Here is a 14700-nt window from a genome sequence, read left to right on the forward strand (position 1 = left end):
CGGGCCACCGGCTCCGGCTGCCCCTGGAACGCCAGGAAGCCCCACTGCGCCTCACGGGCCTGGGGAACGGTCAGCTCCTCCAGCCCGGGCGCCGCCACGGCCGACAGGTAGCCGACCGTGACGGGGCAGCGGCGGAAGCGCTCACGCACCCGGCCATGATCGGGCCGGTGGGGTCAGGCGTCCACTTGGGACCTGTCACCCGACCAGAGGGTGTGGAAGCTGCCCTCGCGGTCGGTGCGGCGGTAGGTGTGCGCGCCGAAGAAGTCGCGCAGCCCCTGGATGAGCGACGCGGGCAGGCGCTCGGACCGCAGGCCGTCGTAGTACGCGAGCGCGGACACGAAGCCGGGCGCGGGCACGCCCGCGGTCACCGCCTTCACCACGACGCGCCGCCACGCCGCTTCGGCCGACCGCACGGCGTCGCGGAAGTAGTCGTCCACGAGCAGCGACGCCAGCTCCGGCGCCTTGTCGTAGGCCTCGCGGATGCGGTCCAGGAACCGGGCCCGGATGATGCAGCCGCCGCGCCAGATGGTGGCCATCGCGCCCAGGTCCAGGTCCCAGCCGTACTCGGCGCTCGCCGCGCGCATCTGGTCGAAGCCCTGCGCGTACGCCACGACCTTCGACGCGTACAGCGCCTGCCGCACGTCCTCGACCAGCGACGGGTCGGTGTCGCCCACGACCTCGGCCGGTCCGAACGCCGACCGCACCGCCTCGCGCTGGCCCGCGCGCCCCGACAGCGACCGCGCGAACACCGCCTCGGCGATCCCGGTCACCGGCACGCCCAGCTCCAAGGCCTCCTGCACGGTCCAGCGGCCGGTGCCCTTCTGCTCGGCCTCGTCCGCGATCACGTCCACGAGCGCCGCGCCGGAGTCGACGTCCACGTGGCCCAGCACCTCGGCGGTGATCTCGACCAGGTAGGACTCCAGGTCGCCGGTGTTCCAGCCGCGGAAGACCTCGGCCACCTCGGCGGGCGACATGCCGCCCACCCGGTGCAGCAGGTCGTAGGCCTCCGCGATGAGCTGCATGTCGGCGTACTCGATGCCGTTGTGCACCATCTTCACGAAGTGCCCGGCGCCGTCCGGCCCGACGTGCACGCAGCACGGCACGCCGTCGACCTCGGCCGCGATGTCCTCCAGCACCGGCCCGAGGTGGGCGTAGGACTCCGCCGACCCGCCCGGCATGATCGACGGGCCGTTGAGCGCGCCCTCCTCGCCACCGGAGATGCCGGCGCCGACGAAGTGCAGCCCGGCCTCCTTCAGCGCGGCCTCGCGGCGGCGGGTGTCGGCGTAGTGGGCGTTGCCGCCGTCGATCACCATGTCGCCGGGCTCCAGCAGGGGCACCAGCTCGTCGATGACGGCGTCGGTGGGTGCGCCCGCCTTGACCATGATGATGATCTGGCGCGGGGTCTGGAGGCTCGCGACGAGCTCTTCCAGCGTCTCGGCGGGCACGAAGTCGCCCTCGTGCCCGTGGTCTGCGATCAGCGCCTTGGTGCGGGCGTGGCTGCGGTTGTGCACGGCGACGCGGTGGCCGTGCCGGGCGAGGTTGCGCGCCAGGTTGCTGCCCATGACGGCGAGCCCGGTGACGGCGATCCGCGCGGGTGCCTCGGAGGTGTTCATGTGCCAAGCCTGCCCCAGACGGGCGCTCGCGCGCACCTGCGCAACGGCCCTGGCCGCCGGGGGCACCGCATGCGGCAGTCCGCCCTGTAACATTGTGAAACACTCGTGGAACGGGGGCGCGGATGGCCAGGGCGACGGTGCGGGACGTGGCGCGGGCGACCGGGCTGTCCATCGCCACGGTGTCGAGGGTCCTCAACGGGCAGGCGAACGTCGCCGAGCACACCCGCGAGCTGGTGCTGAGGACCGTCGCCGGCCTGGGCGCGCAGGCGCCGCGGGCGCGGGGCGCGAAACCGGCCGGCCCGATCTGCGTGCGCTGCCCGTACCCGCTCACCGACTACTTCGGACTGATCGTCACCAGCGTCGTCGAGACGCTGGCGCTGCACCACCGCCAGGTCGTGCTGAGCGCGGGCACGTCGGCGCAGCGCGCGTCCGTGCTGCCCGGTCTCGCGAGCCGGTCCGACGTGGCTGGCGCGGTCCTGATCCTGCCGCCGGAGCCGGCCGAGGAGCTGGTCCGGCTGCGCGACCGCCGGTTCCCGTACGTGGTGGTCGACCCGCGCACGGAGCTGCCGCGCGACGTGGCGTCGGTGTCGGCGGCGCACTTCGCCGGCGCGCGGCGGCTGATGGCGCACCTGGTGGAGCTGGGTCACCGGCGCATCGGGATCATCGGCGGCCCCGAGGACTGGCAGGCGGGCGACGGCAGGATGGCCGGGTACGCGGCGGCGCTGTCCGACGTCGGCGTGCTGCCGTCGGCGGAGCTGTTGCGGCACGTGGACGAGCCGACCACGGAGAACGGCTACCTGGTCGCGCGCGACCTGCTCGACCTGGCCGACCGGCCCACAGCGCTGGTCGCGTTCAACGACAAGATGGCCGTCGGCGCGTTGCGCGCGGCCCGGGAACGCGGGTTGGACGTGCCGCGCGACCTGTCCGTGGCCGGTTTCGACGACCTGGACCTGAGCCGTGCCACGCAACCGGAACTGACCACCGTGCGGCAGCCGTTGCAGGAGATGGGCCGGATGGCCGTGACGCTGCTGATGCGGTTGCTCGACCGGCACGAGCTGGAGGCGCTGCACGTCGAGCTGGCCACGGAGCTGGTGGTCAGGGCGTCCACGGGGCCCGTGCCGCGCGGGTGACGCGGCGGACCACCGGCACGTTTCACGGTCTTTACCGGGCTCGACGCACGACCTTGACACGGGGTTCCGCAGGCTTGTTTCCTTTCACGTGCGGATAAGTTCCACAATTGTTCCATTTTGTTTCAGACTGCCGATGACCCTGCCACAACGTCGTGAAAGGAGTCCGTGGTGCCCTCTTCCCACCGTCGGGCTTTCGTCAGCGCCGGCATAGCCGTGATCACCGCGGCCGCCGCCCTCGCCGCTTCCCAGCCCGCCTCCGCCGCGGGCGAGACCGTCAACGTCTACCTGACCACCACCTCCGACAGCGGCGGGCGGGTGGTCACCCGCGGCCTGGCGCCGCAGCCGTCCGTCGCGTTCAGCGCCAACGGGGGCAGCGCGACCCACACGATCACCGTCAACGAGGGCACGACCTACCAGCAGTTCGAGGGCGGCGGCGCGTCGATCACCGACACCACCGCCTACCTGCTGCGCGGCGGACCCGTGTCGGCCGCCACCCGCGACGCGGTGATGCGCAAGCTGTTCCACCCGGTCGACGGCATCGGCCTGTCGTTCGTGCGCAACCCGATCGGCGCGTCCGACCTGTCCCGGCCGGGCAACGTCTCGCTCGACGACACGTGCTGCAACCTCGACGACTGGGGCACGAACGGGTACGACGCGAACGTGCGGCTGCTGACCCAGCAGGCCAAGCAGCTCAACCCGCAGCTGCGGGTCAAGGCGGTGCCGTGGAGCGCGCCGGGCTGGATGAAGGACAACGGCCGCATGGACCAGATGGGCTGGCTCAAGTGGGAGTACGCCCCGATGTACGCCCAGTACTTCGTCAAGTACGTGCAGAGCTACCAGGCGGCGGGCGTCCCGGTCGACTACGTGTCGGTGCAGAACGAGCCGAACTGCTGCCAGGCGGGCAACCCGACCGCGATGAACTACCCCGGCATGAGCTGGAACCCGGCGGGGCTGGCCGAGTTCACCAAGAACAACCTCTACCCGGCGTTCCGCGCGGCGGGCATCAACACCAAGGTGCTCGTCCACGACTGGAACTACGGCGACTACGCCAACTTCGGCTCGGGCGTGCTCAACGACGCGGCCGTGCGCAACGACCCGCTGTTCGGCGGCATCGCCTGGCACGGCTACGGCGGTGACCCGGCGGTCGGCACGCAGGTGCACAACCAGTACCCGAACGTGAAGCAGTTCAGCACCGAGCACTCCGGCGGCACGTGGATCTCGAACCAGCACAACGAGGACATGGCCGACATCGTCAACTACGCCCGCAACTGGAGCTCCAGCCTGGTGAAGTGGAGCCTCGCGCTCAACCAGAACATGGGCCCGCACAACGGCGGCTGCGGCACCTGCACCGGCCTGATCACCGTGCAGGAGGGCGGGTCGCGGGCCGGCCAGGTCGACTACACGATCGAGTACTACACGACCGGTCACCTGACGAAGTTCGTCAAGCCGGGCGCGTACCGGATCGACTCGACCGCCAACGGCACCGTGCAGAACGTGGCCTACCGCAACCCGGACGGCTCCAAGGCCCTGATCGCGCACAACGGCGGCACGTCGTCGCAGTCGATCCGGGTGAACTGGGGCAACCAGTCGTTCACCTACACCCTGCCCGCGCGCACCACGGCGACGTTCACCTGGCAGGGCACGCCCGGCAGCGGCAACCCCGGCGGCAGCGGCGGCGCGATCACCGGCCTGGCCGGCAAGTGCGTCGACGTCGCGGGCGCGAGCAGCGCGGACGGCGCGGCGGTGCAGCTGTACACGTGCAACGGCACCGCGGCGCAGCAGTGGTCGCGGCCCGGTGACGGCACGCTGCGGGCGCTCGGCAAGTGCCTCGACATCAAGGACAACGGCACCGCCGACGGCTCCCAGCTCCAGCTGTGGAGCTGCGCGGGCGGCGCGAACCAGCAGTGGACCTACACCTCGGGCCGTGACCTGGTGAACCCGGCGACCGGCAAGTGCGTGGACGTCACCGGCAACACCAGCGCCGACGGCACCAGGCTCCAGATCTGGACCTGCACCGGCGGGGCCAACCAGAAGTGGAACGTCGCCTGACGGACCCCGACCGACCGCGCCCCGACCCGCCGCCGCTCGACCGGCGACGGGCCGGGGCACCGGGTGGCCCGCCACCGCACGACCGGTGGCGGGCGCTCACCTAACCGGTGGTGGCGCGGTAGGCCTCGCCCGCCCGGTTGGGTGTGCCGCCGGGCAGGTACAGGCCCGTGCCCGGCTTGTCGGCGGGGAGCGCGAACCACGCGTAGCGCTCCAGGTAGGGCAGGCCTTCGAGCATCCGCGACGACCCGCCCGCGAAGTCGGCCAGCTGCTGCGCGTCGGGGTAGCGCACGCCGCCGCCGGAGAAGTCCATCAGCGAGTACTCGGTCAGCCAGATCGGCAGGCCGTAGCGGGCGTGCACCGCGTCGAGGTAGTTCCGCAGGTGACCGACGGCGGCCGGGCCGAAGTCCGAGCCGTACCAGTGCAGCGCGATGAAGTCGACCCGCAGCCCGCGCTGCCGCGCGCCCGCCAGGAACCGGTCGAGCCAGCCACCGACCCGGTCGCCGCTGTGGGCGACGGCCGGGCTGCCCAGGCGCATCCCGGTCGCCTGGAGCTGCGGCCACAGGTCCAGCGCCTGCTCCACGGTCATGTTCGACTGCTCGCCCAGGTCCGGTTCGTTGAACCCGAGCAGCGTGGTGCCCTGCTGCCCGACCGCAGCCAGGTTCGCGGGCGTCACGGTCTTCGCGCCCCAGATCATCGGCACGTACTCGACGCCGGGTGGCGCCTGCACGTCCTCCCTGGTCGGAGCCCAGTTGTAGAACCAGCCCGCGCCGACGTCCGACAAGGCGCGCGTCACGCCGTCGAACCGCCAGGTGCTGACGCCCTTCTTCACCGACCTGGCGACCGGCTGGACGACCGGCGCCGGTGCGGCCGCCACCGTGGCCGTGGTCGTGGACGTCGTGGTCGTGGTGGTCGTCGTGGTGGTGGGCTCGACGGTCGAGGGCACGGGGGTGGTGGTCGTGACGGTCACCGGAGCGGCCACCGGCACCGGTTCCGGCGCCTGCTCGACCGGCAGCAGCGCGGCCACGGCCGCCACTACCGCCACGGCTGCCACGGCCGCCGCCGCGACCAGGGGCTTCGCGGCGGCGTGCGCCCACAGCCGGCCGACGCCGGACTTGCCCGCGCCCGACTTCGCGGCACCGGACTCGGCGGCACCCGACTTCGCGGTGCCGAGCCCTCTCCCCGCCGCCGCGGCCGCGGGCTGCGCGCCGAGCAGGTCGAACCCGGCGGGCAGCGGCACGAGCGGGATGCGGGCCAGCAGCCCGTCCACCGCCGCCAGGTCGTCGAACCCGCGGCCGCACCGGGAGCAGTCCCGTGCGTGCCGGACGATCCGCTTCCGCCACAGCGCGCCTGGGCGGCCGTCCCAGCCGGCGATCACCTCGGCCAGGTCGCCGCACCTCGGCATCGCCAGCACCCGCACGACCACCCGGGCCGAGTCGAGCTGCGCCTTCATCCGCTGCACCCGCACGGCCGCGTGCTGCGGCGTGAGGTCCAGCGCGGACGCCAGCTCGGTTCGCGTGATGCGACCGACCTGCTCCAGCCACCACAGCGACAGCAGCTCGCGCTCGTCGTCCCCGATCCACCGGGTCGCGGCCACGACCTCGCGGCGCTGGCCGGCGAGCTGGAGCCGCGTGATGGCCAGGTCGGCGAAGTCCGCCCCCGGGTCGGCCAGGTCGGCCGGTTCGGTGTCGGCCAGCGGCGGGCGCGTGCGGTGGTGGTCGCGCACCTGGTTCATCGCGATGGCCAGCAGCCACGACCGGAACGCCTCGGGCTCGCGCAGCTTCGGCAGGCCGTTGAGCGCGCGGAGCATGGTCTCCTGCACCACGTCGTCGGTGTCCGGGTGCCCGGCCAGGGCGTGCCCGACGACGTTGTAGACCAGCGGCAGGTAGGCCGCCACCAGCGCGTCCAACGCACCCGGCTCGCCCCGCTGCGCGGCCGTCACCGCCGCCACGTCCCCTGGTGTGCGCATACCGTTCCTCTCGGCCGAGTCGGGCTTACCCACCGGAGACGGTCGGACGGCGACACGATAACGGGAATCGCGCGAACGGCGGTGACGTCACCGGGCGACCTGCGCCCCACCCACCGCGGGCGGCGCGGCTAGATTCCGGGCATGAACCCTGACGAGTTCCGCCGGATCGGCCACGAGGTGATCGACTGGATCGCCGACTACCGCTCGCGCGTCGAGGACTTCCCCGTCAAGTCACCGGTCGAGCCCGGTTGGGTCCGCGGGCAGCTGGCCGGGCTGCCCGAGCGGGGTGAGGGGTTCGACGGCCTGCTGGCCGACCTGGACCGCGTCGTGCTGCCCGGCACGACCCACTGGCAGCACCCCGGGTTCTTCGGCTACTTCCCGTCCAACGCCTCGCTGCCGTCCGTGCTGGGCGACCTGCTGTCGTCGGGGCTGGGTGTGCAGGGCATGTTGTGGTCCACCTCGCCCGCCGCGACCGAGGTCGAGCAGCACCTGATGGACGAGCTGGTCGGGGCGATGGGCCTGCCGGCGTCGTTCGTCGGCGGGGGTGTCATCCAGGACACCGCGTCGTCCGCCGCCCTGGTGGCGGTGCTCGCCGCGCTGCACCGCGCGTCGGGCGGCAGGTGGCGGCAGTCCGGCGTGGACGGCGTCGAGACCGTGTACGTGTCGTCGCAGACCCACTCGTCCATCGAGCGGGCCGCCCGGATGGCGGGGCTCGGTGAGCGGGCCGTGCGGGCCGTCGAGGTGGACTCGCGGCTGGCCATGCGCCCGGACGCCCTGGCGGCGCGGGTGAGGTCCGATGTGGAGGCGGGTCGCCGCCCGGTGCTGGTGTGCGCGACCGTCGGCACCACGGGCACGGGCGCGGTCGACCCGGTGCGCGAGATCGCCGCGGTGTGCGCCGAGCACGGGATCTGGCTGCACGTGGACGCGGCGTGGGCGGGCCCGGCGGCCCTGTGCCCGGAGTTCCGCGACCTGTTCGACGGCGTGGACCTGGCCGACTCGTTCACCGCGAACGCGCACAAGTGGATGCTGACCGCGTTCGACCTGTCGCTGTTCTGGACGGCTCACCCGGACGTGCTGGTGGACGCCCTGACGATCCTGCCGGAGTACCTGCGCAACACCGCGACCGAGTCGGGCGCGGTCGTCGACTACCGCGACTGGCAGATCCCGCTCGGCCGCCGGTTCCGGGCGTTGAAGCTGTGGTCGGTGCTGCGCTGGTACGGCCTGGAGGGCGTGCGGGAGCACCTGCGCGGGCACGTGGAGCTGGCCGAGCTGCTCGAATCGTGGGTGTCGGCGTCCGAGGACTGGGAACTGGTCGCCCCGCGCTCCCTGTCCCTGGTCACCCTCGCCCACCGGGCGGGTGACGAGGCGACGAGGACGGCGATGGAGCGGGTCAACGCGTCCGGCAGCGCGTTCCTCACCCACACCGCGGTCGACGGCCGGTTCGCCCTCCGCGTGGCCATCGGCGCGGAAGCGACCGGGGAGCACCACGTCCGGGCGCTGTGGGACGCGCTCGACGTCAGGGATTGACCAGGGTGGCGAGGTCCACGGTGATGGGGAACGGACTGGGCACCCGGACCTCGACCGTTCCCCGCGCGATCTCCTTGTACCTGCCGGCGACCAGGCTGAACGCGGTGAGCGTGATCGGCTCGTCGAGTTCGACCAGCCAGTAGTGCGGAATGCCCACCGTGGCGTACTCGATCGGCTTGAACATGTGGTCGGTGCGGCGCGTTCCCGGCGACACGATCTCCACGGCGAGCAGCAGGTCCTCCGGGTTGAACCGCTTCGGGTGCTCCCAGTAGCGCTCGGCGCGCACGACCACCAGGTCGGGGGCTCGCACCGTGAGCGGCGGCCCCGGGTCGATCAGCACGTTGACGTCCAGGATGGCCACCACCCCCGCGGGCAACTGGTCCTTGAGGCAACTGCGCAGGTTCGCCATCGCGACCTGGTGCTTGGGTGCCGGTTTCGGGGCCACGAGCAGGACCCCGTCGACCAGTTCGACGTGGTGCGACTCGTACTCCGGCAGCGCGTCCCACTCCTCCAACGTGAGCAAGTGGTCAGGCCAGGGCATGACGCTCATTGCTACCACCCCGAGACGCACTCCGTCGAGTGCACAGCGTAACCGACCGGTCACAGAACCCGGAGCAGGCCCTCCTGCACCACGGTAGCGACCAGGTGGCCGTCATGGCTGTAGAAGTGGCCGGTGGCCAGGCCGCGAGCACCCGAAGCCGAAGGCGAGGCGCAGTCGTAGAGGAACCACTCGTCGGCGCGGAAGCGGCGGTGGAACCACATGGCGTGGTCCAGGCTCGCGCCCAGCACCTTGTCCGTGCCCCAGTAGACGCCGTGCCGCACGAGGACCGAGTCGAGCAGGGTCATGTCGGACGCGTAGGCCAGCACGCACACGTGCAGCAGGTCGTCGTCCGGCAGCTTGCCGTCCGCCCTCATCCACACCTGGCTGCGCGCCTCGCCCGGCCCGTCCTCGCGCGCCAGCCACGGCGGCTCGGTGACGTACCGGATGTCGATCGGGCGGGGCAGGCGGGCCATGCCGACCTTCTCCACGTACCCGGCGGCCGACTCGGCGTACGTGGGCAGCGAGGTGGGTGACGGCACGGCGGGCATCGGTTCCTGGTGGTCCAGGCCCGGCTCGTCCAGCTGGAACGACGCCGACAGGGTGAAGATGGCCTTGCCGTGCTGGACCGCGACCACGCGCCGGGTGGTGAAGGACCGTCCATCGCGGACGCGGTCCACCTCGTACACGATCGGCACGCTCGGGTCGCCGCCGCGGATGAAGTACGAGTGCAGCGAGTGCACTCGGCGCTCGGGCGGGACGGTGCGGCCGGCGGCGACGAGGGCCTGACCGGCGACCTGCCCGCCGAACACCCGCACGGGCGATTCGGCGGGCGACACCCCGCGGAAGATGTTCTCCTCGATGCGCTCCAGGTCGAGGAGCGCGACGAGGCGGTCGAGCACGGGCTGCCCGTGCGGCACGCCATCGGGGTCCCGGGGTACGTCCGAGAACTCAGCGGTCGCCGCGGCGCGGGCAGCCTCGGTCACGTCATCTCCTAAGCGTGGTCGTCCTCCCCCAGGCGGTGCACCCGGATGAGGTTGGTCGAGCCGATGGTGCCAGGCGGCGACCCGGCCACGACCACGACGAGGTCACCCGGCTGGTACCGGCCGATGTCGATCATCGACAGGTCGACCTGGCGGACCATCTCGTCCGTCGAGTCCACCTTAGGCACCAGGAACGTCTCGGTGCCCCAGGTGAGAGAAAGCTGACTGCGCACGCTGGGCTCCGGCGTGAACGCCAGCAGCGGCAGCGACGTGTGCAGGCGGGCCAGCCGCCGCACGGTGTCACCGGACTGGGTGAAAGCGACCAGCGCCTTCGCGTTCAGGCGCTCACCGATGTCGCGCGCCGCGTACGAGATCACGCCGCGCTTGGTGCGCGGGACGTGGGTCAGCGGCGGGACGACCGTGGACTCGGTCTCCACGTGCTCGATGATCCGGGCCATCGTCTTGACCGTCTCGATGGCGTAGCGGCCGACCGAGGTCTCACCGGACAGCATCAGCGCGTCCGCGCCGTCGAGCACCGCGTTCGCGACGTCGGAGGTCTCGGCGCGGGTCGGCCGCGAGTTGGTGATCATCGAGTCGAGCATCTGGGTCGCCACGATGACCGGCTTGGCGTTCTCGCGGGCGATCTGGATGGCCCGCTTCTGCACCAGCGGCACGTACTCCAGCGGCAGCTCGACGCCCAGGTCGCCGCGGGCGACCATGACGCCGTCGAAGGCGAGCACGATCGCTTCGAGGTTGTCGACCGCCTCCGGCTTCTCGATCTTGGCGATCACCGGCTTGCGGCCGTGGCCCACGCGGTCCATCACCTGGTGGACCAGGTCGATGTCCGCCGGCGAGCGCACGAACGACAGGGCGATGAAGTCCACGCCCAGGTTGAGGGCGAACTCCAGGTCCTCGATGTCCTTCTCGGACAGCGCGGGCACGGACACGTCCATGCCGGGCAGCGAGAGGCCCTTGTTGTTGCTGACGGGGCCACCCTCGGTGACCTCGCAGACCACGTCCGGTCCGTCGATCTCGGTGACGGTCAGGCCCACCTTGCCGTCGTCCACCAGCAGCCGGTCGCCGGCCTTGGCGTCCTGCGCCAGCTGCTTGTAGGTGGTGGAGACGCGGTCGTGGGTGCCCTCGACGTCCTCGACGGTCACGCGGACGATGTCACCCGTGCGCCACTCCACCGGGCCGTGGGCGAACCGGCCGAGCCTGATCTTCGGCCCCTGGAGGTCGGCGAGGATGCCCACCGCGCGGCCCGACGCCTCGGCCGCGTTGCGGACGAGGTCGTAGACCTGCTTGTGGTCGGCATGGCTGCCGTGGCTGAAGTTCATCCGGGCCACGTCCATACCGGCCGCCACCAGCTCGTTGACCTTGTCCTCGGTCGCGGTGGCAGGACCCATCGTACAGACGATCTTCGCGCGTCGACTCACGTCTCAGGAGCGTAGTCCCTGTCACTGGACCGATCAGGATGTACCGGGGGGTAACCTCGCTGAAACAGGCAGAATCTGCCCCGTGGGCGTCAGAATCCTTCCGTTCGTGGTCGCGGTGTTGCTCAGCGTCATCGTGTTGTTCACCCCTGAGTCAGGTGTGCCGACGGCTCCACCAGGGACTGACAAGGTGGTGCACTTCCTGCTGTTCGCCCTGCTCATGGGCAGTGGACGGTACGCGCGGCTGCCCGTCGGACCGCTGCTGGCGGGCCTGACCGGTTACGCCGCGGTCTCGGAATTGTTGCAGTGGCTCATCACCGCGCTGGGTCGCAGCGGTGACGTGCTGGACGCGCTGGTGGATGTGGCGGGAATCGCTTTCGGATACCTGGTGGCGCGCTGGCTGCACGCCCTGGGCGCGGCCCGGGCGGCCCGTCTGGGAAACCCCGACCTCTGAGCACGCACACCGCGCGGCACCCGCACCTCGCACTCGCCGGTTACCCGTCGGTTCGCCCGCCGGTCGCTCGCGCAGCGTGCTTAGCACGCTCGAAGAACCGGAATTGTCGGACCCCTCTGGGAGAATGAAGACCAGGGGTCCCCTGGCCGGGGACGCCTGCGCAGCCGTCAGCGGTCGGGCGCCTGCGCAGCGGTCAGCGGCGGGCGAGGCTTGCGCAGCCGTCAGCGGCGGAAGCCGACCTCGGTCAGGCCGATGTGGTCGGCGCACCAGTCGACCAGCGGCGTGACCTGGTGCCATGCGTCGCGCACCCGGTCCAGGCAGCCGGGCTCGTGCAGCACGTCGTCGGGCGGCCACACCTTCGCCACGTAGAAGCGCTTGTGCTTGAGCAGCTCGATCCTGGCGTGCTCGGGGTCGACGCCGCGCGGCGCGCGCTTGAGCTTGTCGCCGCGCAGCTCCCAACCGGACCGGGTGAGCCCGGCCAGCAGCTTCTCCAGCGCGGGGCCGCGCAGGTCGTCGGCCACCGACTCGCGGAAGCGGGCGAGCTGGTCGGAGGCCATGGCGAACGACCCGCCGGCCACGAACAGGCCCTCCGGCCCGACGCTCACGTAGTGCGCGCCGCCGCCGCGGCCGAGTTCGACCACGGCGCCGCAGTGGTCCTTGTAGGGGGTCTTGTCCTTGCTGAACCGCACGTCGCGGTAGGGCCGGAAGACCTTCCCCTTGCCGAACTCGGGCTCCAGCACGGCCAGCAGCGCCTCCATGGGCGCACGCACGTCGCGCTGGTACACGTGCTTGTGGTCGTCCCAGTAGGCCTTGGAGTTGTCCGCCACGAGCCCGTCGTAGAAGTCGATGGCGTGTTCGCCGAAGCCGGTGAATTCCACGGCACTCAGCTTACGTTCGTCCATTCGTGGCTCATTGGGACGCTCTATCGCAATGCATGACCGAGCGGTCACGTTCTGTGCATAATCGGCCGGGTGGGCAGGAAATCGGCGTTGGCCGGGTGGCTGCGCGACCTCGACGCGGTGGAGCTCCGGGACGTCCTGGCGCTGCGCGCGGACGCCGCCGAGCGCCGACCCCACTCGCTGCGGGCGTTGGCGGACGAGCTGACCGCGGCGGCGTCGTTGCGCGCGGCGGTGGACGGGCTCGACCAGGCGTGCCGGGACGTGTTGGACACCGTGGTGCGGTCGGGTGACGAGGCCACCGTGGAGCTGGTGGCGGAACGGTTGCGGTGCACCGGGAAGGCGCCGCGGGCGGAGTTGAAGCGGGCGTTGACGCAGTTGCGGGCGAGGGCGTTGGTGTGGCCGGCGGCGGGGCGGTTGGTGAGTTCGCCGGGGTTGCGGCTGCTGGAGGAGGAGGCGCCGCGCCGCATCACGCCCGCGCCCCGCGCGCCGCGCCGGACGCCGCAGGACCGGGGTTTCGCGGACCGGGCCGCGATCGCGCCGGCGACGTCCACTGTGGACGGCGTGACGCGGCTGGTCGACCTGTGCGACGTCGAGCAGGTGGTGTGCCGCGGCGGGGTGGGGTTGCGGGAGCTGCGGCGGCTCGCGGGGGTGCTGCTGGTCGACGAGGCCCGCGCGCGGTTGTGGGTGGGGTTGGCCGTGGAGGCGCGGTTGTTGGCCGTGGACGACGGCAGGCTGGTGCCGACCGGCAGGTCGGACGCCTGGCGTGCCGCGTCGCCCGCGGACCGGTTGACCGCGGTGGTCGCGGCGTGGCCGCGGATGACGTGGACGCCCGGCAGGCAGCGGGCGGTGTCGGCGGAGCCGTCCTCGTCGGACGGCGGTGAGCGGACCAGGCGCGGGTTGTTGGAGCGGTACGCGCTGCTGGCCGAGGACGAGGCGTACGAGCACCGCCAGGAGGTGGTGGCGGACCTGGTGTGGGCGCGGCCCGCGGTGCACGGCCGTGCGGCGACGGAGGCGGCGTTGGTGGAGGCCGAGTCGGTGGGGCTGGTGGCGCTGGGCGCGGCGACCGCGTTGGGGCGCGCGGTGGCGGCGGACCGGGTGGCGGAGGTGGCGGATCGGTTCGTGCCGCCCGCGGCGGCGACCGCGCAGCTGCGGCCGGACCTGACCGCGGTGGTGGTCGGGCTGCCGAGCCGGGAGCTGAGCGAGGTGCTGGACCTGTCGGCCGACTGCGTGGCGGGCGGGTGGCGGTTCAGCGGGGCGAGCGTGCGGCGGGCGTTGGACGCGGGGCACGAGCCGGACGCGTTGTTGGCGCGGTTGGCGTCGGTGGCCGAGCACGGCGTGCCGCAGACGGTGGAGCACCTGGTGCGGGAGGTGGCGCGGCAGCACGGGCGGATCACCGTGACGTCGGTGGCGTGCTGCGTGCGGACGGAGGACCCGGTGCTGTTGCGGGAGATCGCCACGCACCGGTCGTTGGCGCGGTTGTCGTTGCAGCCGTTGGGGCCGACGGTCCTGGCGTCGGCCAAGCCCGCCACGGAGACGCTGGCGCTGTTACGCGCGGCCGGGTACGCGCCGACGACGTCGGCGGTGGACGGCACGTCGGTGGTCGAGCGGGTGCCTCGGCGGCGGGCCGAGCCGCCTCCCGTTCGGGTGGTGACCGGCGGGTGGCGCGCGCCGTTGACCGGGCAGGAGCTGACGAAGCTGGCGTCGGCGCTGGTGGAGCGGGAGCGGCCGAAGCCGAAGTTCGTGCTGCCGCCCGCGGAGGCGCAGCGGATCGGCGCGGTGCGGTTGCTGCGGGACCAGTCGCTGGTGCTGCGCGACTCGGAGGTCGTGCTGCTGGCGGAGGCGTTGGTGAGCCGGACGTCGGTGGAGATCGCGGTGGCGAACGGACCGCGCAGCACGGTGAAGCACGTGATCACGCCGGTGGACCACGCGGCGGGCAACCTGAAGGCGAACTGCGCCCCCCGGGGTGAGCACCGGGAGTTCCTGGTCAGCCGCATCCGCTCGGTGCGCGCGGTGACCAACGCCTGACCACGGCTCGACCACCGCGGACGAAGAGGCCGCCCCGACGTCGTTGTCGGGGCGGCCTGGCACCCAGCGAACTGCGGCGGTCT

11 protein-coding genes are annotated in these 14700 nt (G+C 72.3%); 5 read left to right on the forward strand and 6 right to left on the reverse strand.

All coding sequences use genetic code 11. The features are described 5' to 3' along the window. Positions 1 to 173: 173 nt before the first annotated feature. The gene (gndA, locus tag AB0G02_RS04070) at positions 174 to 1613 is read right to left on the reverse strand and encodes an NADP-dependent phosphogluconate dehydrogenase (protein ID WP_360789013.1); all 1440 of its coding nucleotides are present in this window, start codon (positions 1611 to 1613) and stop codon (positions 174 to 176) included. A 122-nt stretch (positions 1614 to 1735) separates the two neighbouring features. Here gndA and AB0G02_RS04075 point away from each other — a divergent pair, with 122 nt between their 5' ends. Continuing rightward, positions 1736 to 2743, forward strand: coding sequence for a LacI family DNA-binding transcriptional regulator (locus tag AB0G02_RS04075; protein ID WP_360789016.1), 1008 nt, complete (start codon positions 1736 to 1738; stop codon positions 2741 to 2743). A 168-nt stretch (positions 2744 to 2911) separates the two neighbouring features. After that, positions 2912 to 4792: a ricin-type beta-trefoil lectin domain protein gene (locus AB0G02_RS04080; protein WP_360789019.1), complete on the forward strand. Its 1881-nt coding sequence runs from the start codon at positions 2912 to 2914 to the stop codon at positions 4790 to 4792. Between the two features lie 100 nt (positions 4793 to 4892). Here AB0G02_RS04080 and AB0G02_RS04085 read toward each other — a convergent pair whose 3' ends face one another. Further along, entirely contained in the window at positions 4893 to 6758 is a 1866-nt protein-coding gene (locus AB0G02_RS04085; protein ID WP_360789022.1) for a sigma-70 family RNA polymerase sigma factor, read from the reverse strand. A gap of 141 nt (positions 6759 to 6899) precedes the next feature. Here AB0G02_RS04085 and AB0G02_RS04090 point away from each other — a divergent pair, with 141 nt between their 5' ends. After that, positions 6900 to 8285: an aminotransferase class V-fold PLP-dependent enzyme gene (locus AB0G02_RS04090; protein WP_360789024.1), complete on the forward strand. Its 1386-nt coding sequence runs from the start codon at positions 6900 to 6902 to the stop codon at positions 8283 to 8285. Here AB0G02_RS04090 and AB0G02_RS04095 read toward each other — a convergent pair. The 3 genes from AB0G02_RS04095 to pyk form a co-directional block, all read right to left on the reverse strand. Next, on the reverse strand, positions 8275 to 8835 hold the full coding sequence (locus tag AB0G02_RS04095) for a Uma2 family endonuclease (RefSeq protein WP_360789027.1): 561 nt from the start codon (positions 8833 to 8835) through the stop codon (positions 8275 to 8277). The two genes, AB0G02_RS04090 and AB0G02_RS04095, sit on opposite strands and share 11 nt — an antisense overlap. Before the next feature lie 50 nt (positions 8836 to 8885). Continuing rightward, on the reverse strand, positions 8886 to 9743 hold the full coding sequence (tesB, locus tag AB0G02_RS04100; RefSeq protein ID WP_360789100.1) for an acyl-CoA thioesterase II: 858 nt from the start codon (positions 9741 to 9743) through the stop codon (positions 8886 to 8888). 74 nt (positions 9744 to 9817) lie between these two features. Next, positions 9818 to 11242 carry a pyruvate kinase gene (gene pyk, locus AB0G02_RS04105; RefSeq protein WP_360789030.1) on the reverse strand — a complete coding sequence of 475 codons (1425 nt, stop codon included), beginning with the start codon at positions 11240 to 11242 and terminating at the stop codon, positions 9818 to 9820. Between the two features lie 82 nt (positions 11243 to 11324). On the opposite strand from pyk, the gene AB0G02_RS04110 reads away from it, so the two are divergent. After that, positions 11325 to 11693: a VanZ family protein gene (locus AB0G02_RS04110; protein WP_360789033.1), complete on the forward strand. Its 369-nt coding sequence runs from the start codon at positions 11325 to 11327 to the stop codon at positions 11691 to 11693. Between the two features lie 221 nt (positions 11694 to 11914). Here AB0G02_RS04110 and AB0G02_RS04115 read toward each other — a convergent pair whose 3' ends face one another. Continuing rightward, positions 11915 to 12571, reverse strand: coding sequence for a DUF2461 domain-containing protein (locus AB0G02_RS04115; RefSeq protein ID WP_360789036.1), 657 nt, complete (start codon positions 12569 to 12571; stop codon positions 11915 to 11917). Between the two features lie 93 nt (positions 12572 to 12664). Here AB0G02_RS04115 and AB0G02_RS04120 point away from each other — a divergent pair, with 93 nt between their 5' ends. Then, positions 12665 to 14617 carry a helicase-associated domain-containing protein gene (locus AB0G02_RS04120; protein ID WP_360789038.1) on the forward strand — a complete coding sequence of 651 codons (1953 nt, stop codon included), beginning with the start codon at positions 12665 to 12667 and terminating at the stop codon, positions 14615 to 14617. The last annotated feature ends 83 nt before the right edge of the window (positions 14618 to 14700 follow it).

It is taken from the genome of Actinosynnema sp. NPDC023658, assembly GCF_040639995.1.
Lineage (GTDB): Bacteria > Actinomycetota > Actinomycetes > Mycobacteriales > Pseudonocardiaceae > Actinosynnema.

Bases quoted from the DNA above. Each gene is read 5' to 3' on its own strand.
- gndA (WP_360789013.1), bottom strand. From the start codon at position 1,613: ATGAACACCTCCGAGGCACCCGCGCGGATCGCCGTCACCGGGCTCGCC.
- AB0G02_RS04075 (WP_360789016.1), top strand. From the start codon at position 1,736: ATGGCCAGGGCGACGGTGCGGGACGTGGCGCGGGCGACCGGGCTGTCC.
- AB0G02_RS04085 (WP_360789022.1), bottom strand. From the start codon at position 6,758: ATGCGCACACCAGGGGACGTGGCGGCGGTGACGGCCGCGCAGCGGGGC.
- AB0G02_RS04090 (WP_360789024.1), top strand. From the start codon at position 6,900: ATGAACCCTGACGAGTTCCGCCGGATCGGCCACGAGGTGATCGACTGG.
- AB0G02_RS04095 (WP_360789027.1), bottom strand. From the start codon at position 8,835: ATGAGCGTCATGCCCTGGCCTGACCACTTGCTCACGTTGGAGGAGTGG.